This is a genomic window from Vibrio sp. D173a (genome assembly GCF_030248475.1).
Genome location: NZ_JAHGAH010000045.1, coordinates 1 through 24502, shown reverse-complemented (window position 1 = coordinate 24502; position 24502 = coordinate 1). Strand labels below are relative to the sequence as shown.

Here is a 24502-nt window from a genome sequence, read left to right as displayed (position 1 = left end):
CCTACTCTCACTATTACGCCTTTTCTCAGTAAGAATGTGAATTTGGGGCAATAATTCGATATGTAACAAATATTTAAGAAAGCGAAACTGCTGCTCACGTCACAGTTGGTGCGGTTTATAAATTGATAGGAAAAGAGAGGAAGAGTCGAAATGATGACGAGATGAGCACGAATAAAGAACGCTAGATACAAAAATAGCGCGATAAACGCGCTATTTTTTAAGTGCGGTATAACACCTTAACAACATGCCAACCGAATTTGGTTTTGACTAGGTGTGGAGTAAGAACCTCACCAGAAAAACAAACTTTGTCGAACTGTGGCACCATTTGACCGCGGCGAAACTCACCTAGGTCGCCACCACGTTTACCAGATGGACAAGTCGAGTATTTCTTTGCCAATGTCTGGAATTTAGCACCTTTTTTAAGCTGCTGGATGATGTCTTCAGCTTGTTCTTTATGCTTTACAAGAATGTGTAAAGCGGCTGCTGTATTTGCCATGTGTCTGTCTCTCACTGTTCGGGTGGCGCAAGTTTACCGAATCGCTTCAATATCGCAATAATTTCTCTAATGCCGCCCTTATCTTCATCCATTGATATTCAGTTCTATCTAACAATTTGATGAAAACTTGGCCGCTCACCGATTCAATTTCAACTTTAATTTGCGCTATTTCCTAAAAAGCTCACTTTTCCACGCTCTACGGTTGAAGCGGTCGCCTTATAAGATTAGATTAGTTACATAAATCAGTGATATTGATAAGGTTATTTTCATGGCAAAAGTCGCGAGTAAAGCGAACCAATCTCAAGGCATGTTGGTGTTTAAGCTCACCCTGCAACAGAACTTCGCAATTGGCACACTTAAAGTCCGTGAAATTGTTCCTTATATGCCGACCACCAAAATTCCCTATTCGCACCATCATGTAATTGGCACTGTGACGATTCGTGATTTGACGGTGCCAGTCATTGATATGGCGGCAGCAATTGGGTTCCGTCCTATTCAAGAGGAAGAATACAAGAATTGCTATTTGATCGTGACCGATTGTCTACGTACCGTGGTGGCATTTATGGTGCGAAGTATCGAGAAAATCATTGAATGTGATTGGAAATCTATCGAAACACCGCCATCAAGTGCGGGTCATAATATCTTTGTAACGGGTATTACTCGCTATGAAGAGAAGATCGTCCAAATGCTAGATGTGGAACTTCTACTATCGAAGATCTACCCGCAATACGAGAATACCAAGATTCCAATGCTTACAGACATCGAGCGTGAGCGTTTGAAAGCCTTGAATATCCTTTTGGTGGACGACTCATCTATCGCTCGGAAGCAATTGAGCGATGCGCTAGATCGCATCAACATCCCATATCAAATCTGTAAAAACGGCTCAGACGCACTCGACTTGATGAAGCGAGATGCAGAAGCGAACCGCCCAATTGACCTTTTAGTGAGTGACATTGAAATGCCAGGGCTGGATGGTTATGAACTTGCGTTTGAAGTTCAAAATGATTCTGCGCTGAATAACTCTTACCGCATTCTTCACACGTCTCTATCAAGCGAGATTTGTGTTGACCGAGCTCACCAAGTTGGCGCTCACGAGGCATTAGAGAAATTCAACGCTGGGGAATTGATTGAAGCGATGCTGCGCGGTGCAAAGGAGCTGGAAGCAAAAGCGATGGCTTCTTAATCATATCTAATAAGTTTGCTTGATCTGGTATACATCAATAACTTTTTCGGCAGTGAACAAACTCGTGATGCTCGCTACCGAACATGAAAACAGTGCAACAAAGACGAACATTTTGATGTGACTATTGAGCAATAGCCCTCCGCCGAAGAAATACAGTCCTATCGCGATAACCGCTAGCGTAATCAATGCGGGGCGACACACCAATTCCATTGCAAGGGAGAAAAAGTAAACCTCCTCCCTTTTAGCAATCGAATACCAGCTGTAGAAAATAATAGAAGCTGTCGCACCCACCGCTAACACTATAGCAATTAGAACACTCGAAAAATGCTGCCCTGCAAACAACACAAACCCCGCTCTGATAGACAATACCGCGCAAAACAGCCAGACCAATAAAGGCCCCCCAACAACTAAACCCATCGTTTCTTTCCTCTGAATCAATTTTAATCGTTATTCAAACAAAGGTAGAAAGATGGGTAAAGGTAATCAAAGCACTCGAATGACAACTCTGCGACGGCTAGCTTAAAGTCATTAAATTCAGACTATTAGGTGATATTTTGCCTATTTACTTGGCATTGTGTAGCTGCGAGACACGAACTCAGTTTCTTCGACTTGATAAATGTGGTTGATGTAAGACGCCAGACTGTAGAGCACATTTGCGAGCAGGTTTGAATAGCGGAACAAGATCGGGTCGGGGTGCTTCTTACCCGAATGCTCGACGGCAACCAATGCACGAACCACCTTCTTTGCTTGGCAACGACACAAATGCAACTGGCTTGACGTTGGGTGACCGCCTGGAAGCACAAATCCTTTAAATCCACCGTCGATACGAGCCTTAACTGCATCGTAATCGGCTTTTAGCTCATCGACTTCTGCTTCTGTAATCGCGAGTTTTCCGCGGATAGAGCCATTCACATGATATACGTTTGGCTGCATTCGAGTCAGTATGTCGCGGCTAAAGTCATCGAGTTCCATCGATAGAACCAGCCCAATTCGGCTACACAACTCATCAGCGGTGATTTCAAAGTCACATACTGGGCTGTCTTCATAGATGAATGGGTAACAAATCTCGCCAAGTTCCTTGCTTACTGGTCTCATGCTCTTTCTCTGTGCTTTGGTTCTAATAAAAAAGGGAGTCAGTATAACCTAACTCCCTTTCGGCATTCACATCCGTTTAGACGATCATAAGTTAGAAAATCGGCTTACGCGTTTTCGATTTTCTTGTGACCTTCTTGAAGGTGAACGAAATCAACCAAATCATCACCTGATACTTGGTAAGCTTGACCAAAGCCTTTTACGAATAGACCTTGTTCTGCTTTTAGGTTGAACAGAACGAAGTCTTCTAGTTGGCTCAGACCATCGATGATCTCACCAAAACGGTCTTTCATTTGACCAACAACTTGTTGCCACATTTCAGTATCACGCTCAACAACAGTTGCAACCGCATCAAACGTTAGACGCTTACGAGCGAACAACTGCTTCGACGAATCTTCGTCTTCAATCATCATCAAAGATACATTTGGATTCTCTAGTAGGTTGCGTGCGTGACGAGCAATCTGAGAAATAAGAACGAAGTAACCTTCCTGATTTTGAACGTATGGTGCGTAACTTACGTTTGGACGGCCTTCCGCATCAACTGTTGCTAATTGAATGGTACGACGCTCCTGACGAAATTCCTTGATTTCTGGTCCTAGACGACCTTGTAAACGCTCTTGTTTAACTTGCTGATCCATTTTGATACCTAACTTTACTTGTTTGTTGTTCCGAGTTTTAACTCGGTTATTCTTTAATAAAATGACACTGCGCTAACGAATTAGTGCAGTGTCATGCTCATTCGAGACTACTTGTTGAACTCTGCTTGCATTGCACGGAATGCTGTTACTTGATCTTCGATTAGCTCACGCTTCTCGTTGCGGCCTAGGTAAATCTTAAAGATGTTGCTGCCACACTCAGAGAAGAAACCAAAGTAATGGCTCTCACGTCCCATAAACGGTTTACTTACTAGCGCGATGTTTTTCACGTTATCCAGTTTTAGGTGACCATGAAGTTCACCTTCTTTGCCCATAAGGTTGTAGTAACCACGAGCAACTTTACCTTTCGGGAACGGCGCTTTTACTTCAAAGATAGAACCAAAAGAATGAACGATAGTTGTTACTGGGCCAAAACCAACAAGACCTTCTAAAATGCTTTGTGCTTGCTCACCAGGAGCTACTGCAACCATCTCTTGAGGAAGTGCAGCTACCACTTCAAACTCTGATACACCAAGGCGCTCAGCCATTGCTGCAGGAAGTAGTTGCGGCTCTTGTTCTAGTAGGGCTTCGACCTGTTGTTTAATTGATTCCATTGTTTTTTCCATTTCTTTCAGATTAATTGTTAGATACTTTTGGTACGTTTTCGTTCATTTCAGAAGTCAGTACTTGAATACATGCTTGAGCCAAAGACACAGCCCAGAAGCTACCTGCTAACGTCAGAACTAAACTGCGCTCTTGTAACTCGACCAAACCTTTGTCATGCCAAACTTTGAATAGTGGCATCAGGAAATTAAAGGTGTCTTCGCCCATAAATGCTGGCAGCTTGCTCGCCTGAACAATGCCTCGATCAAAGCCGGATTTCAGCGCTGCGAATAGTGGCTCTAGTGAGCTTTGCTTCATCATCATTGCGATGGTGCTCTGCCCTTCATTTACAGCTTTAACGTAAGTGTCTAGCGTGCGGTGCTGCATCATGCCGTAACCACCGATGTTGCCGCCTGCGCCACAACCGACAGGCAGAACTTCTGCATAGGTTTTCGCTAAGCTGTTGTATAAACTGCGTTCACGGTTATCGATCGCCCAGTGGTTCACGCTAAGCTGCTTCATGTGATGCTCTGCCATAAACTTAGCACCAAGCTCGTACATGCCTGCTTTTTCCGGTGTCGTTGCAGGTGGCGACATTTTGCCCTTTTCAACCAAATTGAGCATTGGCGCTGTACCGCCAACCACTAACTGATAAAGGTCCAAACCATGAGCGCCTGTAGACATGAAGTCCTTAAGATCTTGCTCTAAAACGTCTTTTGTTTGGTAAGGCAGGCCGTAAAGTAAATCAATGATGACAGGGATCTTGTCTTCTTTTGCCAACTCACTAACGCGATTCAATACGTCTTCGCGATCATCCAAACGCTTAGCGCTGCGACGAACTTTGGTATTAAAGCTCTGCACACCAAATGAGAAACGGTTGAATCCGCCGTCTAGCGCACCTTGATATAACTCGTCAGAGAATCGGTTGATACGACCTTCAAGTGTAATTTCGCAGTCAGCTGCTAGAGGGAAATAATCGTGAATGGCCTGACCAAGAATGCGAACTTGTTCTGGTGCCAGATCCGTTGGCGTGCCACCGCCGATGTAAACCGCATGGAAGATGCCACTTTGCGTCCACGGCATCGCCGCTTTCTCTTTTAGCTCTTTCATCAGAGCATCAAAGTATTCATCGACTAACTTACGGCTGGCAGCATTTTGGAAGAAGTTACAGAAAGTACAGCGCACTCGACAGAATGGAACATGAATGTATAAGCAGCGCTTATTGTTCTTAGTCGTCGTTTCCGAGGTGATTCTCGATAGGATGTCACCTTGTTGTGGCGGCGGCACTGGCATGCTACTGCCACCCGCATGCGCAGAGTGTTTTTTCACAAAAGCAAAGCGCAACGGATCGGGGCTATCACTCCCAAGGATTGATTCGTCAAATTTATAAATATCGACGGTCATATTTACTCACTTAAAGCCCACCACACAAAGGATTGAGGCTCATTTCAAAAAAACTGCAAAGATCATAATTTGGCCGTAATGATAATGCAATTGATAATTGATCTTATTTCTTTTGTAAGTGATAATCAGTCCAAGTTGATAATGATTAGCAATACCGAGATTTACCCGTGAACGTAAAAAGATATGTCATTGCCGGAGGCGCCTCTTTAGTGGTGCACGCTGCACTGCTTTTTGTCTCTCAAGAGACGAAGGTGTTTGCAATGCCTGCAGGGAATCCTACTAGCTCGGTTAGCCTCAATTTAGTCTCGGCTCCCAAACCAGTCCAAGCTGAACCGACACCACAAGAAGTGGTAGAAAAGAAGCAACCAGAGCCACAAAAAAAGCCTCAACCAAAGCCAGAGCCTAAACCGGTTAAAAAGACGGTAGAAAAACCAATCGTGAAGAAAGAAGCGATCAAAAAGAAACCTGTCGAGAAAAAACCGAAGCCAGTTAAGAAGCCGCAAACATCTAAGCCTGTTGCCAAGAAAGATCAACAGCCAAAAGAAAAAGTGGAAAAGAAAGTGGCAAAAGAGCCTGTACCGCAACAAAAAGCAGCGCCAACTGAACAATCAAAAGGCGCAACGTCTCAGCCCGTGATGATTGACCAACCTGCTTTTGTTTCCCAGCCTGTTCAGCCTCGTTACCCTCGTTCAGCTCGTAAACGTGGTATCGAAGGCGTGGCACTCTATGAGGTTTGGTTGGACGAAAATGGCAACCAAGTAAAACAAGTACTTATCGAATCTTCCGGTGCAGAAATGCTCGACGTTTCAGCACTGCGTGCCATCAAACAATGGCAATTCTCACCACATATTTCTGGCGGGCAAAAAGTTGCTCACCGAGTTCAAATCCCAGTTCGTTTTAAGTTGGATGGATAATGGAACAGCTACAACATTTACAAACCCAATTTGGTCTTATGACTTGGCCTTTAGTTATTTGCTCTGCACTTACAGTCATGATCATTGCGGAAAGACTCTTTCAAGTATTCATCAGTCTAGGCGTAGGCAAACGCGCAATTCGTCAAAAGCTGAATAACCTTGATCCGACCAACAACAAAGATATCGAAGCGCTAGCGGATGAACTTTCTGGCAAACGCCCTCTACTCTATCGCGGTGTCGCTATGTTGCTCGCTCACCACTCTTTTTCTAAATCATTACGTGAGGATGCCGCAGGCATTTGGCTTCAAGAAAAGCGTCATCAGCTGCACTCAGGCCTTCGCCTACTGACGTTGATTGGCGTGATCAGCCCTCTGATTGGTCTGTTAGGAACAGTACTTGGCCTAATCGACATGTTTAAAGGTATTGCCTCTTCCACGGGCAACATCACACCAAATGATTTGGCTGATGGTCTAGGCCTTGCGATGCGCACGACAGCAGCAGGTTTGATCATTGCATTACCAGCCATTTCTGGCGCGCAGCTTATTGGCCTTTGGGCTGATCGTGTTATCGCTAAGCTTGAGCATACGCTCAACTATGTGAACCTTTGGCTTGAAGGCATTTCTCTGCAACACGTTTCTCCAGAAAGCCACAAAGAAATCGCGACTGTGGCAAATCATGTTGAAGCGAGAAGCTCATGATTAAGGCACCGCAAGACAATCACAGTCACGGTTTAACGCCAGACTTAACTCCGCTGCTCGATATCATTTTCATCGTGATGGTGTTTTTGATGCTCACGGCGGCGGTGAAGTTAGATTCCCTCGACGTGAACCTACCCAGCACCGACTCCCAAGCGGTAGCTGAAGTGGACAAAGAATCGATTACGGTAAATATCCTGAAAGAAGAACCGCATTGGGCAATCAACGGTAAGGCGTACATCAATTGGGAAAACTTTACGCTGGCTCTATTAGAAGAGAGTAAATCAACCGACAAACCTATCGTGATTGGCGCGGAAAAAACCGCCGATATTCAATCGCTGGTTAAGCTTCTTGGCTTTTTACAAGAAAACGGAATTCAAGCGACTCAACTACTCACTGAAGAGTCACAATAGAAGAACACAAGATTGAGAACACACTAATGAATAAAACACTTTCGCCCGTTCGTACCGCATTGACTGCAGCCATTACTATGCTTGCCAGTGCGAGTCTGTTTGCCAACGAAGCCCCATCATCTGAGCGTGTTGTCAGTGCAGGCAGTGCAGTGACTGAACTGCTGATTGCTCTTGATGCAAAAGACAGCCTTGTTGCCGTTGACGTAACAAGCCAACTACCGGAGGGAATGGCGCTACCAAAAGTTGGTTATCACCGCCGTCTATCTGCTGAAGGTCTACTGGGATTAAGCCCAACGAAATTGATTGGTTCAGATGAAATGGGGCCAAATACCACGCTCGACCAATTGAAATCTGCGGGTGTTGATGTCGAGGTCGTCAACACAGAAGCAAACGTGGAAGGTTTGGTTGACCGTATTGACCAAATTGCGACCATCATGCATCGTGAAACTCAAGCGACAGCACTAAAAACGGAAGTTGAAGCGCAAGTGAAAGCACTTGAAGGCAACCAACCAGCGAAAGCTGACAAAAAGAAAGTACTTTTCCTACTGATTCACGAAGGTCGCCCAGCAAACGTCGCGGGATCTGACACTACACCTGATGCAATCATTCAATTAGCGGGTGGTGAAAACCCAGCAGCGAGTAAGCTTTCTTCATACAAACCGCTATCTACAGAAGCAATGGTTGAGATGCAGCCAGACGTGATTCTTGTAAGTGGCCGTAGCTACCAAACCATGGGTGGTGCAGATGCCATTTTGAAAGCGATGCCTCTGCTTGCTGCAACGCCTGCTGGCATAAACAAAAAGTTCGTGACAATCGATGGTCATGCGCTGGTTGGCGGCTTAGGGCTTAAAAGCCTGTCTGAAGCGAAGCGTTTGAATGAACTGCTTTACCCGTAGAGAGTTTCAATGCTGTTAAGACGTCTGCCTTTATCTACTACCCTACTTGCGTTGTCTGGCGTTTTAGCCTTTATCGCAGTAGCGTCCATAACCGTTGGTCCAATGAATATAAGCTTCTCAGATAGCCTGAGAAGCTTAACCGGAGCAGGTTCAGACCTTGCTCCTCACATCCAACTCGTTATCAACGAAATACGACTCCCGCGCACCATTCTCTGTATGTTTATCGGTGCGATCCTCGCTATCTGTGGTGTCGTGATGCAGGGATTATTCCGAAACCCTCTTGCCGAGCCCGGCATCATCGGCGTTTCCGCTGGTGCAGCACTTGGTGGTGCATTTGCCATTGTCGTATTTGCTGACTTTAGCCAAAACTATCCGACACTCATAAACTTGGCGGCGTTACCATTCTTCGCTTTCTTGGGTGGCGCTCTTACAACCGTATTGGTTTACTGGCTAGGAACAAACAAGTTTGGTACGTCAGTAACCATCATGCTACTGGCTGGTGTCGCTATCAGTGCACTATCTGGTGCTGCTATTGGTTTTATGAACTTCATCGCTGACGACCAGATGCTGCGTGACTTAACGCTTTGGTCGATGGGCTCGTTAGCAGGCGCCAACTGGTCAGGGATTGCTTTAGCAGCCGTGACACTAGTACTGCTGATGTTCTGGTTCCAGAAAAAAGCCATGTCACTCAACGCATTGCTCTTAGGTGAGTCAGAAGCTAAGCATCTTGGCGTTCCCGTTCAAAAGCTTAAACGACAACTTATCCTTTTATCGGCAGTGGGTGTTGGTATCACGGTAAGTATTAGCGGTGCCATTGGCTTTATTGGCCTAGTGATACCTCACTTAGGTCGTATGCTTGCTGGTCCTGACCATCGTACACTGCTTCCTATCTCAGCACTGATGGGCGCATTGCTTCTTACTGCGGCAGATATGTTTGCTCGCGTAGTGGTGGCTCCTGCAGAGCTTCCTGTCGGTATCGTCACCGCTCTGATCGGCGCACCGTTCTTTATCTACTTACTGTTCCAACAAAAAGGGAAGATTCTGTAATGAACAACATCGTTTTGTCTGGCAGAAATATCTCAATGAGGTACGGAAGCCGAGTGGTATTAGACAACGTCAGTATTGATATTCGTGCAGGAGAAGTGACTGCGTTACTAGGTCCAAATGGCGCTGGTAAAAGTACCTTGCTGAAGCTGCTGTGTGGTGAAATTCCCTCTCAGAATGACATCCAGTTCTTTGGTAAGCAGAAAAACGATTGGGAGCCAGCAGAGAGTGCAAAACACGTTGCGATGTTGCCTCAGCACAGCACGCTGACTTTCCCATTCTTAGCGAAAGAAGTAGTCGAGTTGGGCGCAATTCCTCTCTCTATCAGTCACAAAGAAACGTCTGAGTTAGCGCTACACTATATGGCACAAACTGATGTACTGCATTTGGCCGATAATCTCTACCCTGCCCTCTCTGGTGGTGAGAAACAGCGTTTACACTTGGCTCGTGTACTAACACAGCTCCATCAATCAGGTGATAGAAAAATGCTAATGTTGGATGAGCCAACGTCTGCACTGGATTTAGCCCACCAGCACAACACACTAAAAATCGCTCGTGAGGCCGCAAAACAGAATAATGCAGCGGTGGTCATTGTATTGCACGATCTAAACTTAGCCTCGCAATATGCAGACCGTTTAGTGTTGCTGCATGATGGTCAGCTCGTTTGTGATGACACGCCATGGAATGCGCTAACTCCAGAACGTATTGAGCAGGTTTATGGCTATAACTCTATCGTAACCAAACACCCTACTCTGGACTTCCCACAAGTCCATTCAGCGGCATAGAAAGAGCACTCACTTTCCGACTCGCGTAGCTAAGTTAAACCCAAACAAAACGCCCCGCAGTGATTGCGGGGCTTTCTTGTTCTAGTGTTATTTGCTCATTTGAATTAACGAACGACCAATCAACCACTCTAACTCTTTGTCGCTACCAGCACCAAATTGACTCTCGGCCATTTTGTACAAACGGTCAATACCATTTGCAGCAAACTCATGTGCACTTTCTGAAGTAACAATATGGTGGAACAACAAACGCAAAATCGCTAGGAACTCAGTATCTTCTAGAGCCTTGATCCAGCTCTTCGAAAACGCGTCCAAACCTTTGTCAAATTCTAGATGTTCAACGAACATTTTGAAGATGCGACCGTCTAGCGCGGCGGTAAAGTCCGTTTTCTTAGGAAAATGGTGGCTAATACCTGTACGCGATACACCAGTCTGTTGACTTAACGTGGTGTAAGACATTTTGTCGTAACCAAGTCTTAGAAGCTGATCAACAACGGCATCCATGATCTTCTGGATAGTGATTTCGGTATCTTCTTTACTACGCTTTGGCATATTTTAAGCTCTTCTCTTTGTAAATCCATCTAACTCACATTTAAATGAGGCCAGAATGAAATCATCCTCAGCATTATGTATTGTATGTCCTTGACATGAAAATTAAGGCAGCAATCATAACTAAACCGCACTGCGTAACGTGCAATTTACAGTGATATTTCTGTCAATACTGATGACTCAAAATATGGCGAAAAGTCCACTCCATCAAAACCTTACACCATTTTATTCATCCAAACTATTTACAGACTAAGAATGATAATTATGTAAAAATAATTAATCCAGAAATAGTCTTATAAATTAACCACCAGTTCAACTAACCTGACAAAAATCTCACGAATATGTAGGTTAATTGATTTTAAATATTGATACATATCACACTAATTTTATTAAGGAAGTTCTAATAAATTTAATTAACCCCTCATTAACAACATAACATACCGTGCCTTTTTTATCCAAAATCATTCATTTTTGTGGATAGAGATCAAATACCTGATAGAATACCCACAGTATTTACAAGAGGATTCGTTATGAGTGTCGAATTAGAACAAAACCAAGTATGTGAAGCTTGCGGTTGCGCTGGTGAAATGGGTTTTATCATCAAAGAAGGTGACGATGTTGCCGACGTAACGATTTTCGCAGAGACTAAAGCAGCATTAGAAGCTGAGTTGGCGAAATACATCGAAATGGCAACAGCAGTATGTGCCGGCGTTGAATACAACGTTTCTGAACTAACAGAAGAATCGAAAGAGCTAACCGCTCGATTCAAGTTTGAAGTAAGTGCTGAAAAGCTAATCTTTGAACTTAAGACTCGCTCTCTAGCGCGTTAATCACAACATTTCATCGGTAGGTTTATATTTTACCGATAGATAGGTAAAGCGAGCACACGGCTCGCTTTTTTGATCTCTGATGAACCGGGCTATTTCTGGTCCTGCTGAAACACAACCCACTTCAGTGAACCGTTGGTTTCAAAATCATTCTCATCGGTACACATCAGTAGCACACCCTCTACATTCAGCACTGCACCCGTCGTGTATGCTTTGTCATCGTAGTAACAAACACGCTGCCCTAGTTTGCCATCTGCAACGACCAACGCTTTGGTATCTGGCGTGCTGTAAGATTTCGCCATTACTACGCTTGAAAACACCAACGCTGCACTTGCTGCCAAAAATGATATCGATTTTAAGTTCATGAATATTTCCCTCAATCAAGACCTCATAACTTAACAAAGAAGCATCACAAGTTCTTGGCAGCATCTCATATTCTTGTTAACTGACGATGTAGCGGCTAACGGCGCTTTACGTTATCCTTTTCCTGATTTTAGCAACGGTTGTGATGGTTATGCGCATTCTCCCCCTCTTACTCGCTCTGACAACGTTTTCTAGTACCACCATCGCCTATGAGCTTGATTACTACGCCAAGTTTGGCCATACCGACAACTACGGTAATATCGACCTACGAAATAAACCCTATACGACCATCCCTGATGGCTTAGTCGTTAAAGGCAACCTCAATATTTCCCAGACGCCGATAACCAAACTTCCAAAAGGGCTTGATGTACAAGGCAGCCTTGAGGCCACCAACAGCGCACTTAAAACGGTGAGACCCGGCATTAAAATTAAAGGCTACGCGAACTTACTCGGCAGTAAAATTGAGCGCTGGCCACGCGGTATCAAACTGGGTGGCTACTTGAACCTCACAGATACGCCGTTAACGAGCTTGCCAGCGAGACTGAGAGTAAAAGGCGACTTGAGCGTTATCCGTACGCCGCTAACGGAGCTACCTGAAGGTTTAGTGGTGGATGGTAACCTCTATATCGGAGGTTCAAAGCTAACGACATTTCCCGATACCATGACAGTAAGAGGCAATATCTTCTTAGGGGGAAATAGAGTGACAAAGTGGCCAACAAACTTGACCTTAGGTGGTTCTGTTGCACCGTAGAGAGGGATGTTTCCAAAGACGCTTAAGTCAATGAAAGGAAGAAGGTCTAATGAGAGGAACGAGTTCAGAATCTAACAATAACACGCCTGAGATAGATTCCGTTTGAGCCTCATTCCTCGCAATTTAATGTCCATTACCTTTCAAGCAATGGACATGACAAGATTACTCTTGATTGTTTACTGGATTAGCATAGCTAGCTACTAAGTAGCTGTGCGCGCCAGTCGGCAGTTTTTCAAGCTTCTCTTGTAACTGAGTTTTTACTGATTCAGTGATCGACTCATCTTCACGACCTGCGGCAAGCAAGTTGATTGGGAATACTCGGTAGTTATTGTGAATTTGGCGGTCGATTTCGTTCGCGAGCTCATCCGGCGTCTCGAACTCTTGGTCGATTACATCACCAAAGGCAACATGCACTTTGCCTTTGTAACCCACGATGCCTTGAATGATGCTTTCAATGTCTTCAAATTCGCCTTTCTCATAGCGGCCGTTCTCGGCCTTTTCATACAGTTCTTTGGCTTTTGCTATGTCACAAGGGTCATTTTGGTAAGAGATAGACACTGGCACAATCTTCAATGAGCGAGTGTATTCGCCAAAGCTGACTTTTTGCTTACGGCCTTCCACATGGAACATCTTCAAGATCGCTGGATCAGTAAAATCATTACCGTCTTTCGCACGGCCTTCTTTTTGCGCAATCCAGATTGAGTTGCCTGTGTCTAGAGAGTGCTTGATGTAGCCAGACAATAAACCCAACGCTTTCATCATTTCACGCGGTGCTTTCGCAGAACGTTTTACAATGAAGCTCTTGTTGAGTCGCATTAGCTCAGTCGCACAAGGTTTCTTCAGCAGGTTATCACCAATTGCAATACGCACAGTACGATGATCTGTTTGGTGTAAACCGTAGTTCACAAGCGCTGGATCCATCGCGATATCACGGTGGTTAGAAACAAATAAGTAAGACGTGTTCTTGTCCAATTTATCTAGGCCAGAAAATGTCACGCCGTCGGTGGTTCGATTTAGCGTATCTTGCAGGTACTTCTTAACCTCTAGCTGAATCGCTTCCACAGAATCCAGTTTACTCCACTTCGCTTTCAAGTAGACACGGATAATCGGACTCATGAGTGTTTTGAACCACGCCGCTTTGTTTGCAAAACGGTGGTTTAAAATCGCACTGATAAACTCATCGTCTTTGATCAGGCGGTCCAGCGCAGCTGGGATTTCTTCGTCATTGTATGGACGAATTTCAATATAAGGATCGTTATTGGCTGTCATTATTCAATTCATTTCAAAAAAAGCTGGCACATTTTACGCATTGTTTTGCCAACCCGCAGCATTTTAGCCCATACTTTTAACATGGTCATACCAGTAGCATTACAATTTCTATTCACAAAAAAATCTGTTATCCGGTTGGCAATTTAGGGGTTTAGCGTTACCCTTAGCGCCCCAAAAACTCTGGTATTCACAATGAACTACGCAATTGAATTTCACGACGCTAATTACCCTTTTCTTAATGTTGCTGCGCGTAAAAAGGCGCTAAAACACAGCTTACTATCAGTAGTGGAAGGTTTGGCGATCATTAAATTGGGTAAACATGAGTATGCCATTGAACCGGGTCAACACTTCTGGCTTCCTCAGGGATGTTTGAGCTCCCTCACCTTTTTACCTAACACACGAGTGACTCGCTGTGACTTTTCTGTGCGCTTAGCTGACGCATTCGCTCAACAAGCAGGCTATGTGAAACCATCAGCGTTATTGTCAGCGCTTATTGAAAAGTTGGTAATGACAAAAGCACGAAGTGGACATCAATTGGACTTGTTGGCAGTGGTTAAGCATGAAGTACTGACCCTAAAGCCAATGCTGACTAGCTCAGCGCTAACCGACTCAATCAACAAATGGAAACCAGGTTATGATTCGCAAGTTTCTATCGAGCTTTGCTTGGTACTGACGCTAAGAGAAGCGCGTAAAATGAAGTTATCTGGCAAGAAGCAATCCGATATCGTGGCTAAGTTGTTCAACAACAATGAAGAAGAATACGAGCAACTGTGTTTCTTAGTGTTTGGGGAAGCACTGTAAATACAGCATAAATAGAACGAAAAAAGGACGCACTCATGTGCGTCCTTTTTGTTTTGATTCGGCTTAAAACGGAACTTCGATTTGCATCATCCAGTCAGCGTCGTAGTATTCATGCCAACGGTAATCAAAGCGCATTCTTGGTTCACCATCGTGCTTATCGCCAAAGCCCACACTGAACATCAAACCATGACTTTTTAACCACTCTTCGGTGCTCATATTAGCTTCTTCATCACGTAGCTCTTCTGGCATCCAAAGCCCAAGACCAAAGTAGTTTTTTTCTAGGTTTTGAGTGAGTATCGGCGTGTCTTCCGAGCGAATAGCCCATTGATCCCAGTAACTTTCTGTTGGGCCTTCAATCGCCTTTTCAGCGATGTACCAGTTAAGTGTGTCCATGCTAAGAACACCCACGCTATCAAAAACATCTTCACAAACTGGCATGGTGTTATCAGCAAATACGACGGATCGATCAGACAAATAGTTACAAGCGGAACTAGCCTGTGTAGCCACAAGCAGCGCGCATGCACTAAGTACCACAATTCTGACCATGAAAACCTGACCTCTTCGTTTTCAGATTACGATTGTTTATATAAGCCTTCGCTCATCAATATTTCATTAACCGTTGGGGTCGTGAATGCGCTGATTTCTTTACCCTCTACCAACGCATTGCGAATGTCCGTGCTTCTGATTTTGACTTTCTCTGGACAAGCCATCACAGCCCAACGCTCCATAATTTCTTCCGCTCTATAAAATTTAGCAAATTTGAAAAAATTATCAGGACCTATGACAAAAGTTATATCGGCTTGGGTATGGATTTCTTGAATTTTTTCTAATAACGCAAAAGTCGTCACACTTTGTCCGGGTTGGTACAAAGCTTGCTCAAGGTCTGAACGTTGAACATTAGAAAGCCCCATGTCCTTAATAAAGGCATCAACCAGTTTGCACCGAATTGGGTAATCCAACATATTTTTGCCCCAAGCGTGTGCAATGCTTGGTTCTAGAAGCACGAGATCAAAGTGGCTTAGAGACTCGATCACGCTTTTGTGACCTAAGCTCGGCGGGTTAAATGCGCTACCAAAAACGGCGATTTTTTTCATATCCGGTGATTACCTGGTTGAAGAGAGTTTTCTAATCCGATGAATTCGGTATGATACTACTAATCTTTAGATCTTTTTGACACCAATGCGACGTTTATGGACTCCAATTGGGCGGTTTCTCGCCACCTGGTGAACGATATACGTCTTAAGCAGTATGAATCTAGTAATACTGATTAGTGTCGAACCTATTTGCAGGAAAAGGAACCCTAAATGGAACAATCCATCCGCGATGAAATGCGAGTACTCCCTTCTATCGACCCGCATTTCGAAATTGAACGCCGCGTCGCTTTTATCAAGCGTAAATTACAAGATTCTGGCTGTAAGTCTCTTGTCCTTGGTATCAGTGGAGGCGTTGACTCAACAACGTGTGGTCGCTTAGCTCAATTGGCGGTAGACCAACTAAACGAAGAATCTGACGACAATGGCTATCAGTTCATCGCCGTTCGCTTGCCTTACGGTGAGCAAAAGGATGAAGGCGAAGCCCAACTCGCTCTTGATTTTATCCAACCAACGCATTCCGTATCGGTAAACATCAAAGCAGGTGTGGATGGTCTTCATGCTGCTTCTCACGTTGCATTGGAAGGTACGGGTCTTCTACCAACTGACGCAGCAAAAGTTGACTTCGTGAAAGGCAATGTAAAAGCACGTGCTCGCATGGTAGCGCAATACGAAATCGCTGGTTATGTTGGTGGGCTCGTTCTTGGTACTGACCACTCAGCAGAAAACATCACTGGTTTCTACACCAAATTTGGTGATGGCGCGTGCGATATGGCACCACTGTTTGGCTTGAGCAAACGTCAAGTTCGCGAAGTTGCTGCAACGCTAGGTGCGCCTGAATTGCTTGTGAAAAAAGTGCCAACGGCAGATTTAGAAGAGCTTGCTCCACAAAAAGCAGACGAAGATGCGCTAAGCCTGACTTACGAGCAAATCGATGACTTCCTAGAAGGTAAGCCAGTATCGCAAGAAGTGAGCGATCGTTTGGTAGCTATCTACAAAATGACTCAGCACAAGCGTCAGCCGATCCCAACGATCTACGACTAAAACGCGATTGTGCGCATGAGTGTTCCCTCTCTGAGCCCGTTCTAAGATAGAAAAAACGCCGCTAAGTTAGCGGCGTTTTTATTTGCTGGTCATGAGCAGCGATTACTATGTAGGGTAGTTAATCTGTTAGCGTCACGTCCGTTTGTGGAATAGCACAACACGCGAGCACTGTACCCATTGCACGTTCTTCTGCGCTTAATGCAGGTACATCCGGATGAACAACCTGCCCAGACTCTAATTGAACCTTACATGCCCCACACAAGCCCGCACGGCAGCTGTTCGTGATGCTCTTGCCGGCATTCTCGACTTGTTCCAGCAATGTTTGTTGGTTGTTACCCGCCAACTTCAAGCCGTTGAATTCAATCTCAACACTTTTCTCAGGTTTGGTCGTCGCAACCGCAACGCCAAAAGCTTCTTGATGGTAGTTATCTTCAGGTAACCCTTTCTTCAGCAGAAGGTTTTTCGCTTTCTGCATAAAACCATCAGGGCCACAAACGAACACTTGGCGTTGTTCAACATCTTTGATCTGTTTGATATGGGATAAGCTAATACGCCCTTTCAGACCAAACCAGTCCACCGCAGGCTGAGTTAAGCAAATCTTCACATCTAAGCCCGGATGTTGGCGTTTTAGTTCGTTTAACTCATCTTTACACGGGATATCAATCTCGCTACTGCACTGATGGTAGAACACCACGTCATCGAGTTGGTTGTGATCCGCCAAGTAGCGAACCATCGACAGCATTGGCGTTACACCGCTACCGGCAGACAGCAAGAGTAGAGGCTGAACAGAGTGCTCTTTTAGATGAAATTGACCATCTGGCGTTTCCGCTTCCAATACATCCCCCACTTGCAGGTTATCCAGTAACGCGTTAGATACACGACCACCAGAAACACGCTTAACGGAAATCGCGTAACGACCTGGACGAGATGGACTAGAAGAAAGCGTATAACGACGCCCAACTTTCTTACCGTCTAATTTCACTTCAATAGGCAAATGCTGCCCCGGCAAGTATGTTGGTAACTGACCTTTGCTTGGCTCAAGCCATAAGGTGACGAAGTCGCGCGCAATCTCTTCTCGCTCGACACAGGTGAGCGACATGCGATTAGGAGAGTTATCTGGATAGAATTCAGCTTCTTTGTATTCCAGCACTTCTACCTTGTCTCCCTGACGAATAATGCCTTCATTAAGGGCAACAAGGTTTTGGCCGAAGAACACACCACCACGTTCATTAGCACGGAACTCTTGCAGTGTTTTCAACGGTTCTTTGCTTTCGCGGAAAGTGCCACGTTGAGTATTAACGGTGGTTAGAATGCAACGCTCACAAGGTATCACTGATTCAAATTCGACTTCACCAATGCGAATGCGCTTCCATGAATCTTCTTCAAATGGCTTGGTATCGGACACCACAAGGTTGGTTCTAAACTGGTCCATCGAGTGCTGTTCAGAGCTTCTGCGATTTAGCTCTTCCAGTGACGCCTCACTGATCACAAGCACCGGATAGCCATCAGCAAAGCTAACGTTGTGGCCCAACTTCTCTCTTACACGATTAGATTGCTCACCAGTAAAAAGTAACTCAACGCGAAGACCTAACACTTTACTAAACCAATCATCTGCTTCGTCAGTGGTGGTGTATGCAGTAAAACTGTCTTTCCAAACCGTCGCGGGTGCTTCCTGCATTTTGAAATCTTGATAACGGATCTTTAATGGTTCTTCCCCAAGGCTGGTAAACACCACACCATCTGGCAATAACGCTGATTTGATGGTCACCATTTGTGGGAATTTACGGGCCGTCACCATTGAGCCATCTGACGTCGCAATCATAAATCGACGATCAAAACTTAATCCTTGTTTTTCAACCCAAGCGGAAGACAGCGCGACGCCTCCTACGGATTTGACTGGAAAAACATTAATTTGGGATAAAACTGATTGCGACATAACCTACTTCCTACAGGTGCTTTTTAATTGTTCTACTATCATATCCCAATAAGCTTGGTGACCCAAGTGTCTCGAGGTTACTCGGGGATAAAACTCCAATTTGCACGCGATATATTCATTAGGGATTCATTATTGGGCTCTAAGATATGTGTCAGTGCGTCGCATTTTATGAATAACGTTCCATAAATTTGCACATTATTGACGAAATTAGGATTGCCAAGATGTGATATTGAGCACATAATTCGCCAACTTTTTGACACTAAAAATAACCTATCCGGAGCATAGACCATGGATACTAACAAACTGATTCTAATTCTACTTTGTATCTTTCTTCCACCAGTGGCGGTTTACATGGAAAAAGGTCTAGAGAAAGACTTCTTCATCAATCTAATTCTGACGTTTTTCTTCTTCCTACCAGGCACAATTCACGCGCTTTGGTTGACGATGAAGTAACCAGCAGAGCTCCTACCGTAAAGAAATGTGAAAAATGGGGTGAAATGGAAGAGCAATTCCACTATCATCCTGTCGCCTAAGCGCAAGCGTTTGCTCTTGAGGTAAATGCAGCGTTTAGGCTCCAAACATAACTTTTAAATGGTGGGAGCAATTAATGACAACACTGACTATTACTCGTCCTGACGATTGGCACGTTCACTTACGCGATGGTGAAGTTCTAAAAGATACCGTTCGCGATATTAGCCGTTACAACGGTCGAGCACTGATCATGCCGAACACCGTCCCACCTGTGACCAATACTGAAATGGCGCTAGCCTACCGTGATCGAATCCTTGCAGAGCAGCACGGTGAGCAATTCGAGCCTCTTATGGCGCTGTACCTAACAGACAACACTACACCAGACGAAATCCGCAAAGCGAAAGCAACAGGAAAAATTGTTGCAGCAAAGCTTTATCCTGCGGGCGCAACCACCAACTCTGATTCTGGCGTAACCGACGCAAAGAACATCTACCACGTTTTTGAAGCGATGGAAGAAGTTGGCATGCTGCTTTTGGTTCATGGCGAAGTGACCCACAACCACGTTGATATTTTTGATCGTGAGAAGGAATTCCTAGACACGGTTCTGGCTCCTATCGTGAACGACTTCCCCAACCTAAAAATCGTTCTTGAGCACATCACGACTTCCGATGCGGCTAATTTCGTAAACAACGCTTCTGACAATGTTGCAGCAACGATTACCGCTCACCACCTGCTGTTCAACCGTAATCACATGCTAGTCGGTGGTATTAAGCCACACTTCTACTGCTTGCCAATTCTTAAGCGTAATACCCACCAACAAGCGCTTATCGAAGCAGCAACGAGCGGTAGCAAGAAATTCTTCCTAGGTACAGATTCAGCACCACACGCAAAAGGCGCAAAAGAGTCGGCTTGTGGTTGTGCAGGCTCTTACACAGCACACGCAGCGCTAGAACTCTATGCAGAAGTTTTTGAGAATGAAGGCAAGCTAGAAAACCTAGAAGCATTCGCTAGTTTGAATGGCCCTGATTTTTACGGTATCGCTCGTAACACAGATACTGTGACGCTAGAAAAAGCATCTTGGGATGTACCAGAAACGATGCCGTTTGGTAGCGACATCGTTGTGCCTATCCGCGCAAATGAAAAGATTGAGTGGGAAGTGAAGTAAGCACGCTCACAAAATAAAAAAGGGTGATGGCACCATATTCGATATGGAAAGGCATGACCCTTTTCTTTTGGCTCCGATAAAACCTTATGTCTGCTGTCTTACTTATGAAGAGTAGCTATTTACCACGTACCTTCTCTACCGCAGTCCAAGCAGCAACCACAACTAGACCCGCGATAACACCAATCACGCCGTTAAGCAGGGTTGGAACGATCGCTGTCGCAATCGTATGTCCACGGAAGTCCATAATGATTGGTTCAATCAGTTGATGAATCGCAGGTACGCTATGCACGACAATACCGCCACCAACCAAGAACATGGCCGCAGTACCGACAATCGCAAGCATCTTCATCAGCTTCGGAGCAAATGCCACTAGCGCACCACCCAACTTCGCTTTCAGATCTTCACCATTTGATGTGCGCTCAAGATAAAAACCCAAGTCATCAAGCTTAACGATACCTGCAACCAAGCCATAAACACCGATAGTCATCAGTACTGCGATTAAACTCACCACGAGAATTTGCGTTACGATGCTTGAGCCTGTCACCGTACCCAAAGCAATCACGATGATTTCTGCAGAGAGGATAAAGTCAGTACGAATCGCACCAGCCACTTTTCTCTTCTCGTACTCTTCGGCCGATTCACCAGTATTAACTTGCTCTTCTTTTTCTTCATGTTGGTGTGAATGAGGGAAGAGTTTTTCCAAGATCTTTTCTGCTCCTTCAAAGCAGAGGAACAGACCACCAATTAAGAGTAACGGCATGATCAGCCAAGGAATAAAAGCACTGATCAACAACGCCGACGGCACTAGAATCAGCTTATTCTTAAATGATCCTTTTGCTACCGCCCAAACCACAGGAATTTCACGCTCTGACGCAACACCAGATACCTGTTGCGCGTTTAGTGCTAAGTCATCACCTAGTACACCGGCGGTTTTTTTCGCTGCCATCTTAGACATCAATGCAACATCATCCAATACCGCTGCAATGTCATCCAACAGTGTTAGTAAACTTGCTCCAGCCATTTATTTGTCTCTTTTATGGAATTGAATAAGTAACAGAATGTAACACCATTAAATCACTCAGCAAAGTTATGATTTTGCAAAGAATAAAGTCACAAATTGTGTTTTCTGTTGCCGTGGCTTTGAGAGAGGACTAGTCTTGTCTTATCTTTCAAGCACTCAAAAGAAAAAGTATAGATGAAAAGCGGATACACTTACCCAATCGGTACCCCAGGTCAGCCTTGGGGCGAAGCAGAACGTAAAGCTTGGTGCGAACAACGTGACGTAAAACGTAGTTACCAAGATGAAGTTGTGACGAAAATTGATGCTCTTCGTGAACGTTTCGATGTTGAGCAATACGGCGCGCTTTCATACGACGAAGCACGCTTCCCTCTGTTTTGTATCAAAACTCGTAACTGGGATGCAGCAAAGCCTGTTGTTTTGGTAACTGGCGGCGTACACGGCTACGAGACAAGTGGCGTACACGGCGCGTTGAAGTTTGTTGATACACAGGCAGAGCGTTATGCAGAACACTTCAATATTGTGGTTGTGCCATGTGTGAGCCCTTGGGGCTATGAAGTGATTAACCGCTGGAACCCAAATGCGATTGATCCAAACCGCTCTTTCTACGCAGACAGCCCAGCAGAAGAGTCAGCAAACTTGATCAAGCTAGTTGCAACGCTAGGTGATGTTCTAATGCACATCGACCTTCACGAAACCACTGATTCTGACGAGACCGAATTCCGTCCTGCACTTGCAGCGCGTGATGGTCTTGAATACATCGAAGGCATGATCCCAGATGGTTTCTACACGGTCGGTGATACAGAAAACCCGCAACCTGAGTTCCAAAAAGCAGTCATAGAGTCAGTAGCGAAAGTAACGCACATTGCACCTGCTGACGATAAAGGCGAAATCATTGGCTCGCCAGTGGTGCAATTTGGCGTCATTAATTACCCAATGGTAAAACTGGGTTTGTGTGGCGGCGTAACCAACTGCACTTACGGCACCACAACAGAAGTTTACCCAGACAGCCCGAAAGTGACTGATGAAGAGTGTAACGACGCTCAAGTTGCAGCAGTTGTAGGCGGCTTAGACTACGTGCTCGCTCAGCTATAACAAGCGATTCTTATATTGCTCCGGTGTAATGCCGGAGTATTTCTTAAACATGGCAATAAACGGACTGGCTTGGTTGTAACCCAACGTTAGCGCTACCTCTTTTACTGTTTGCCCCTTCCTTAACAACTCCATCGAATGCAGGTAACGCACTCGCAATCGCCACTCGGTAAAACTCATTCCCAATTCACTTTGACAATGGCGAGCTAAAGTACGCTCGGTGGTATGAACCTTCTCCGCCCATTCTCCTAAGCTGATTTCGTCAGTTGGGGCTTCTTCAACAGCTTTTAAGATTGGCTCTAAGTACTTATTGTCTGTAGTTGGCAAAAAGTGATGCTCGACTTCCTGTTTGGCTAACTGATCCAGCAAGACTTGAACGAGGCGCTTGTCCTCTTCGCTCTTAGCAACATTAATATCGCGCTGGCGAAAATCTTCCACAATCGCAGAAACAATGGGCGTCACTTTGATCAAGCTCGTTTTGGATGGAAAGTGCTGAGTCAACTCTGGGTCGATGTTTAAAGAGCAGTACTCCAGAGGTTTACGGTTGTAACTGGTGTGTCGTATGCCAGCAGGCACCCAGATCGCAAGATGCGGAGGCGCTAAGAAACGCGTGTCTTCCGCATCCATCTCTAGTATGCCGCCACTGATCAGTTGAACCTGCCCCCATGGATGGCTGTGTATACGAGTTTCCGTGTTCGACAGAAAGGCTTCGAAATTCATAAATACATCTGATGGTGCTCTATCGATTGATAATGATGGATGAAGATTCCTTGTACTCTTTTTCAAATTTGTCTTCCTATCGCTTACGATGTCTTTCCAGAGATACATTTCATTATAAAGACCTGTCAGACTAGCGCCATTAATTATTCTGCGATGAGGTTCTCATGGTTTATTTGCTTCCGTTTTTTACTGTCATGATTTGGGGTGGAAATTCCATCGTAAATAAAATGGCAGCAAGTGCCATCGAACCAAGTGCCATGAGCTTCTATCGTTGGTTTGTCGCTATGGTACTTCTGACGCCATTTTGCTTACCAGCGGTTATCAAACAGCGTCATGTGATTCGCCCATACTTGGCTAAGTTAGCGTTCCTTGCGCTACTTGGCATGGTACTAAACCAATCACTCGGCTATTACGCGGGTCTTACGACGACCGCTTCTAACATGGCTCTGATTACCTCTCTCGTCCCATTGATCAGCGTTTTCTTGAGTGTGCCATTATTGGGTAAGTCGATTTCCATGCTGAGCGTAGCAGGTGGCGTGATTTCATTAGCCGGTTTGGCGTTTATGCTGGGTCACGGTGACATTACCTACTTCCTACATCAAGACATGACGCAAGGTGACAGTCTAATGCTGTTAGCTGCGCTTTGTTACGCGATTTACTGTGTGCTACTAAAACGCTGGAAAATGCCTTTCAGCAGCATGACCTTGGTATATATGCAGGGCTTTTTCTCGCTGGTTATGCTAACTCCGTTGTGGTTGAGCAGTGATCAACTTCTACCAAGCCAAAGTGCGCTACCATTAATTGCTTATGCGGGCATTGCTGCCTCTATCTTCGCGCCTTTAATGTGGGTGAAAGCGATTGATTTGATTGGTGCAGATTCAAGTGCCATGTTCATGAACCTGATGCCGGTGGTTTCTGTAGCATTAGCTTCGACCATGCTCGGCGAAGAAGTCCATGTTTACCACATCATTGGCGGTATGCTGGTTATCTCTGGCGTCATCTTGTCGCAAATTAAGATCCGCAAGAAAGTTCAATCACCGAGCCCGGAGCTGCCATCAGCGACATCTTAATTCAATCTCATAAGCCACGGCACCCACCGTGGCTTTTTTGTACCCCATATCTTTTGCTGCTAGCACTGACAAAAAAGTTAATATTTTGTTGCACTCCCTATTCCAGTATCGATTTCTTGCTGATACATTGGATCTAATAGCAACGAAAATAACAAAGGAATGTAAGCGCTCCATAAAA

The 24502-nt window shown here is 45.0% G+C and carries 30 protein-coding genes; 15 read left to right on the top strand and 15 right to left on the bottom strand.

Going from position 1 to position 24502, the window contains the following annotated elements:
* Positions 1-217: 217 nt before the first annotated feature.
* Positions 218-511 (bottom strand): peptidylprolyl isomerase PpiC, encoded by a 294-nt coding sequence (ppiC, locus tag KIV40_RS05740; protein ID WP_223976268.1) that lies wholly within the window; start codon positions 509-511, stop codon positions 218-220.
* Between the two features lie 253 nt (positions 512-764).
* On the opposite strand from ppiC, the gene KIV40_RS05735 reads away from it, so the two are divergent.
* Positions 765-1679 (top strand): chemotaxis protein, encoded by a 915-nt coding sequence (locus KIV40_RS05735; protein WP_005441118.1) that lies wholly within the window; start codon positions 765-767, stop codon positions 1677-1679.
* A 6-nt stretch (positions 1680-1685) separates the two neighbouring features.
* Here the strand turns inward: KIV40_RS05735 and KIV40_RS05730 are convergent, their stop codons facing one another.
* From KIV40_RS05730 to hutW, 5 genes are all read right to left on the bottom strand, one after another.
* Entirely contained in the window at positions 1686-2096 is a 411-nt protein-coding gene (locus KIV40_RS05730; protein WP_011999483.1) for a hypothetical protein, read from the bottom strand.
* 141 nt (positions 2097-2237) lie between these two features.
* Positions 2238-2774, bottom strand: coding sequence for an ATP:cob(I)alamin adenosyltransferase (locus KIV40_RS05725; RefSeq protein WP_011999482.1), 537 nt, complete (start codon positions 2772-2774; stop codon positions 2238-2240).
* 104 nt (positions 2775-2878) lie between these two features.
* Positions 2879-3409, bottom strand: a complete 531-nt coding sequence (gene hutZ, locus KIV40_RS05720; protein ID WP_005441121.1) for a heme utilization protein HutZ — start codon at positions 3407-3409, stop codon at positions 2879-2881.
* A gap of 107 nt (positions 3410-3516) precedes the next feature.
* On the bottom strand, positions 3517-4020 hold the full coding sequence (hutX, locus tag KIV40_RS05715) for a heme utilization cystosolic carrier protein HutX (RefSeq protein ID WP_020194073.1): 504 nt from the start codon (positions 4018-4020) through the stop codon (positions 3517-3519).
* Between the two features lie 22 nt (positions 4021-4042).
* Complete coding sequence (gene hutW, locus KIV40_RS05710) at positions 4043-5413, bottom strand: heme anaerobic degradation radical SAM methyltransferase ChuW/HutW (protein ID WP_011999480.1); 1371 nt, start codon at positions 5411-5413, stop codon at positions 4043-4045.
* 167 nt (positions 5414-5580) lie between these two features.
* Between hutW and KIV40_RS05705 the strand changes: the two genes are divergently transcribed.
* The 6 genes from KIV40_RS05705 to KIV40_RS05680 are packed head-to-tail and all read left to right on the top strand — an operon-like array spanning position 5581 to position 10160.
* A complete protein-coding gene (locus KIV40_RS05705; RefSeq protein ID WP_285348201.1) occupies positions 5581-6327 on the top strand; it encodes an energy transducer TonB in 747 nt (248 codons plus the stop codon).
* A complete protein-coding gene (locus tag KIV40_RS05700; RefSeq protein ID WP_285348200.1) occupies positions 6327-7025 on the top strand; it encodes a MotA/TolQ/ExbB proton channel family protein in 699 nt (232 codons plus the stop codon). Before KIV40_RS05705 ends, KIV40_RS05700 begins: the two co-directional genes overlap by 1 nt.
* On the top strand, positions 7022-7435 hold the full coding sequence (locus tag KIV40_RS05695) for a biopolymer transporter ExbD (RefSeq protein WP_005433575.1): 414 nt from the start codon (positions 7022-7024) through the stop codon (positions 7433-7435). Before KIV40_RS05700 ends, KIV40_RS05695 begins: the two co-directional genes overlap by 4 nt.
* 26 nt (positions 7436-7461) lie before the next feature.
* Entirely contained in the window at positions 7462-8331 is an 870-nt protein-coding gene (locus KIV40_RS05690) for a hemin ABC transporter substrate-binding protein (RefSeq protein ID WP_011999478.1), read from the top strand.
* A gap of 9 nt (positions 8332-8340) precedes the next feature.
* On the top strand, positions 8341-9378 hold the full coding sequence (locus tag KIV40_RS05685) for an iron ABC transporter permease (RefSeq protein WP_285348199.1): 1038 nt from the start codon (positions 8341-8343) through the stop codon (positions 9376-9378).
* On the top strand, positions 9378-10160 hold the full coding sequence (locus KIV40_RS05680; protein WP_011999476.1) for a heme ABC transporter ATP-binding protein: 783 nt from the start codon (positions 9378-9380) through the stop codon (positions 10158-10160). The genes KIV40_RS05685 and KIV40_RS05680 overlap by 1 nt, the downstream gene beginning before the upstream one ends.
* A gap of 87 nt (positions 10161-10247) precedes the next feature.
* On the opposite strand, the gene KIV40_RS05675 is transcribed toward KIV40_RS05680, so the two are convergent.
* Positions 10248-10709: a TetR/AcrR family transcriptional regulator gene (locus tag KIV40_RS05675; RefSeq protein ID WP_005441131.1), complete on the bottom strand. Its 462-nt coding sequence runs from the start codon at positions 10707-10709 to the stop codon at positions 10248-10250.
* A gap of 527 nt (positions 10710-11236) precedes the next feature.
* On the opposite strand from KIV40_RS05675, the gene KIV40_RS05670 reads away from it, so the two are divergent.
* Positions 11237-11536 (top strand): YfcZ/YiiS family protein, encoded by a 300-nt coding sequence (locus KIV40_RS05670; RefSeq protein ID WP_010645003.1) that lies wholly within the window; start codon positions 11237-11239, stop codon positions 11534-11536.
* Between the two features lie 89 nt (positions 11537-11625).
* On the opposite strand, the gene KIV40_RS05665 is transcribed toward KIV40_RS05670, so the two are convergent.
* Positions 11626-11898, bottom strand: a complete 273-nt coding sequence (locus KIV40_RS05665) for a YnjH family protein (RefSeq protein ID WP_011999475.1) — start codon at positions 11896-11898, stop codon at positions 11626-11628.
* 149 nt (positions 11899-12047) lie between these two features.
* Here KIV40_RS05665 and KIV40_RS05660 point away from each other — a divergent pair, with 149 nt between their 5' ends.
* Positions 12048-12647: a hypothetical protein gene (locus KIV40_RS05660; RefSeq protein WP_041853556.1), complete on the top strand. Its 600-nt coding sequence runs from the start codon at positions 12048-12050 to the stop codon at positions 12645-12647.
* A 162-nt stretch (positions 12648-12809) separates the two neighbouring features.
* On the opposite strand, the gene KIV40_RS05655 is transcribed toward KIV40_RS05660, so the two are convergent.
* Positions 12810-13916: a 1-acyl-sn-glycerol-3-phosphate acyltransferase gene (locus KIV40_RS05655; RefSeq protein ID WP_011999473.1), complete on the bottom strand. Its 1107-nt coding sequence runs from the start codon at positions 13914-13916 to the stop codon at positions 12810-12812.
* 192 nt (positions 13917-14108) lie between these two features.
* Here KIV40_RS05655 and KIV40_RS05650 point away from each other — a divergent pair, with 192 nt between their 5' ends.
* Positions 14109-14717: an AraC family transcriptional regulator gene (locus tag KIV40_RS05650; protein ID WP_285348198.1), complete on the top strand. Its 609-nt coding sequence runs from the start codon at positions 14109-14111 to the stop codon at positions 14715-14717.
* Positions 14718-14780: 63 nt separating this feature from the next.
* Here the strand turns inward: KIV40_RS05650 and KIV40_RS05645 are convergent, their stop codons facing one another.
* Together KIV40_RS05645 and KIV40_RS05640 are read right to left on the bottom strand one after the other, a co-directional pair.
* The gene (locus KIV40_RS05645) at positions 14781-15263 is read right to left on the bottom strand and encodes a hypothetical protein (RefSeq protein WP_228174465.1); all 483 of its coding nucleotides are present in this window, start codon (positions 15261-15263) and stop codon (positions 14781-14783) included.
* Positions 15264-15289: 26 nt separating this feature from the next.
* On the bottom strand, positions 15290-15811 hold the full coding sequence (locus KIV40_RS05640) for a nicotinate-nicotinamide nucleotide adenylyltransferase (RefSeq protein WP_077263307.1): 522 nt from the start codon (positions 15809-15811) through the stop codon (positions 15290-15292).
* 210 nt (positions 15812-16021) lie between these two features.
* On the opposite strand from KIV40_RS05640, the gene nadE reads away from it, so the two are divergent.
* Positions 16022-16852 (top strand): ammonia-dependent NAD(+) synthetase, encoded by an 831-nt coding sequence (gene nadE / locus KIV40_RS05635; protein WP_285348197.1) that lies wholly within the window; start codon positions 16022-16024, stop codon positions 16850-16852.
* Between the two features lie 118 nt (positions 16853-16970).
* Here the strand turns inward: nadE and KIV40_RS05630 are convergent, their stop codons facing one another.
* Complete coding sequence (locus KIV40_RS05630) at positions 16971-18788, bottom strand: hybrid-cluster NAD(P)-dependent oxidoreductase (protein WP_285348196.1); 1818 nt, start codon at positions 18786-18788, stop codon at positions 16971-16973.
* Between the two features lie 288 nt (positions 18789-19076).
* Between KIV40_RS05630 and KIV40_RS05625 the strand changes: the two genes are divergently transcribed.
* Both KIV40_RS05625 and pyrC read left to right on the top strand, forming a co-directional pair.
* On the top strand, positions 19077-19241 hold the full coding sequence (locus KIV40_RS05625; RefSeq protein WP_005453437.1) for a YqaE/Pmp3 family membrane protein: 165 nt from the start codon (positions 19077-19079) through the stop codon (positions 19239-19241).
* A 154-nt stretch (positions 19242-19395) separates the two neighbouring features.
* Positions 19396-20424, top strand: a complete 1029-nt coding sequence (gene pyrC, locus KIV40_RS05620; protein WP_005529762.1) for a dihydroorotase — start codon at positions 19396-19398, stop codon at positions 20422-20424.
* Positions 20425-20539: 115 nt separating this feature from the next.
* On the opposite strand, the gene KIV40_RS05615 is transcribed toward pyrC, so the two are convergent.
* Positions 20540-21445: a DUF808 domain-containing protein gene (locus KIV40_RS05615; RefSeq protein ID WP_285348195.1), complete on the bottom strand. Its 906-nt coding sequence runs from the start codon at positions 21443-21445 to the stop codon at positions 20540-20542.
* Between the two features lie 174 nt (positions 21446-21619).
* On the opposite strand from KIV40_RS05615, the gene KIV40_RS05610 reads away from it, so the two are divergent.
* The gene (locus KIV40_RS05610) at positions 21620-22537 is read left to right on the top strand and encodes a M14 family metallocarboxypeptidase (protein WP_011999466.1); all 918 of its coding nucleotides are present in this window, start codon (positions 21620-21622) and stop codon (positions 22535-22537) included.
* Here KIV40_RS05610 and KIV40_RS05605 read toward each other — a convergent pair.
* On the bottom strand, positions 22532-23320 hold the full coding sequence (locus tag KIV40_RS05605; RefSeq protein ID WP_005453431.1) for a helix-turn-helix domain-containing protein: 789 nt from the start codon (positions 23318-23320) through the stop codon (positions 22532-22534). The two genes, KIV40_RS05610 and KIV40_RS05605, sit on opposite strands and share 6 nt — an antisense overlap.
* Positions 23321-23418: 98 nt before the next feature.
* On the opposite strand from KIV40_RS05605, the gene KIV40_RS05600 reads away from it, so the two are divergent.
* Positions 23419-24324, top strand: a complete 906-nt coding sequence (locus KIV40_RS05600; RefSeq protein WP_285348194.1) for a DMT family transporter — start codon at positions 23419-23421, stop codon at positions 24322-24324.
* Here the strand turns inward: KIV40_RS05600 and KIV40_RS05595 are convergent.
* Positions 24310-24502, bottom strand: a 193-nt coding sequence (locus tag KIV40_RS05595) for a hypothetical protein (protein ID WP_285348193.1), incomplete at its 5' end; no start/stop codon positions are given. The genes KIV40_RS05600 and KIV40_RS05595 overlap by 15 nt on opposite strands.

What these genes read in the sequence shown, in the direction of transcription:
- KIV40_RS05735 (WP_005441118.1), top strand. Translation starts at nt 765, where the DNA reads ATGGCAAAAGTCGCGAGTAAAGCGAACCAATCTCAAGGCATGTTGGTG.
- KIV40_RS05730 (WP_011999483.1), bottom strand. Translation starts at nt 2,096, where the DNA reads ATGGGTTTAGTTGTTGGGGGGCCTTTATTGGTCTGGCTGTTTTGCGCG.
- KIV40_RS05725 (WP_011999482.1), bottom strand. Translation starts at nt 2,774, where the DNA reads ATGAGACCAGTAAGCAAGGAACTTGGCGAGATTTGTTACCCATTCATC.
- hutZ (WP_005441121.1), bottom strand. Translation starts at nt 3,409, where the DNA reads ATGGATCAGCAAGTTAAACAAGAGCGTTTACAAGGTCGTCTAGGACCA.
- hutX (WP_020194073.1), bottom strand. Translation starts at nt 4,020, where the DNA reads ATGGAATCAATTAAACAACAGGTCGAAGCCCTACTAGAACAAGAGCCG.
- hutW (WP_011999480.1), bottom strand. Translation starts at nt 5,413, where the DNA reads ATGACCGTCGATATTTATAAATTTGACGAATCAATCCTTGGGAGTGAT.
- KIV40_RS05700 (WP_285348200.1), top strand. Translation starts at nt 6,327, where the DNA reads ATGGAACAGCTACAACATTTACAAACCCAATTTGGTCTTATGACTTGG.
- KIV40_RS05695 (WP_005433575.1), top strand. Translation starts at nt 7,022, where the DNA reads ATGATTAAGGCACCGCAAGACAATCACAGTCACGGTTTAACGCCAGAC.
- KIV40_RS05690 (WP_011999478.1), top strand. Translation starts at nt 7,462, where the DNA reads ATGAATAAAACACTTTCGCCCGTTCGTACCGCATTGACTGCAGCCATT.
- KIV40_RS05685 (WP_285348199.1), top strand. Translation starts at nt 8,341, where the DNA reads ATGCTGTTAAGACGTCTGCCTTTATCTACTACCCTACTTGCGTTGTCT.
- KIV40_RS05680 (WP_011999476.1), top strand. Translation starts at nt 9,378, where the DNA reads ATGAACAACATCGTTTTGTCTGGCAGAAATATCTCAATGAGGTACGGA.
- KIV40_RS05675 (WP_005441131.1), bottom strand. Translation starts at nt 10,709, where the DNA reads ATGCCAAAGCGTAGTAAAGAAGATACCGAAATCACTATCCAGAAGATC.
- KIV40_RS05670 (WP_010645003.1), top strand. Translation starts at nt 11,237, where the DNA reads ATGAGTGTCGAATTAGAACAAAACCAAGTATGTGAAGCTTGCGGTTGC.
- KIV40_RS05665 (WP_011999475.1), bottom strand. Translation starts at nt 11,898, where the DNA reads ATGAACTTAAAATCGATATCATTTTTGGCAGCAAGTGCAGCGTTGGTG.
- KIV40_RS05660 (WP_041853556.1), top strand. Translation starts at nt 12,048, where the DNA reads ATGCGCATTCTCCCCCTCTTACTCGCTCTGACAACGTTTTCTAGTACC.
- KIV40_RS05655 (WP_011999473.1), bottom strand. Translation starts at nt 13,916, where the DNA reads ATGACAGCCAATAACGATCCTTATATTGAAATTCGTCCATACAATGAC.
- KIV40_RS05650 (WP_285348198.1), top strand. Translation starts at nt 14,109, where the DNA reads ATGAACTACGCAATTGAATTTCACGACGCTAATTACCCTTTTCTTAAT.
- KIV40_RS05645 (WP_228174465.1), bottom strand. Translation starts at nt 15,263, where the DNA reads ATGGTCAGAATTGTGGTACTTAGTGCATGCGCGCTGCTTGTGGCTACA.
- KIV40_RS05640 (WP_077263307.1), bottom strand. Translation starts at nt 15,811, where the DNA reads ATGAAAAAAATCGCCGTTTTTGGTAGCGCATTTAACCCGCCGAGCTTA.
- nadE (WP_285348197.1), top strand. Translation starts at nt 16,022, where the DNA reads ATGGAACAATCCATCCGCGATGAAATGCGAGTACTCCCTTCTATCGAC.
- KIV40_RS05630 (WP_285348196.1), bottom strand. Translation starts at nt 18,788, where the DNA reads ATGTCGCAATCAGTTTTATCCCAAATTAATGTTTTTCCAGTCAAATCC.
- KIV40_RS05625 (WP_005453437.1), top strand. Translation starts at nt 19,077, where the DNA reads ATGGATACTAACAAACTGATTCTAATTCTACTTTGTATCTTTCTTCCA.
- pyrC (WP_005529762.1), top strand. Translation starts at nt 19,396, where the DNA reads ATGACAACACTGACTATTACTCGTCCTGACGATTGGCACGTTCACTTA.
- KIV40_RS05615 (WP_285348195.1), bottom strand. Translation starts at nt 21,445, where the DNA reads ATGGCTGGAGCAAGTTTACTAACACTGTTGGATGACATTGCAGCGGTA.
- KIV40_RS05610 (WP_011999466.1), top strand. Translation starts at nt 21,620, where the DNA reads ATGAAAAGCGGATACACTTACCCAATCGGTACCCCAGGTCAGCCTTGG.
- KIV40_RS05600 (WP_285348194.1), top strand. Translation starts at nt 23,419, where the DNA reads ATGGTTTATTTGCTTCCGTTTTTTACTGTCATGATTTGGGGTGGAAAT.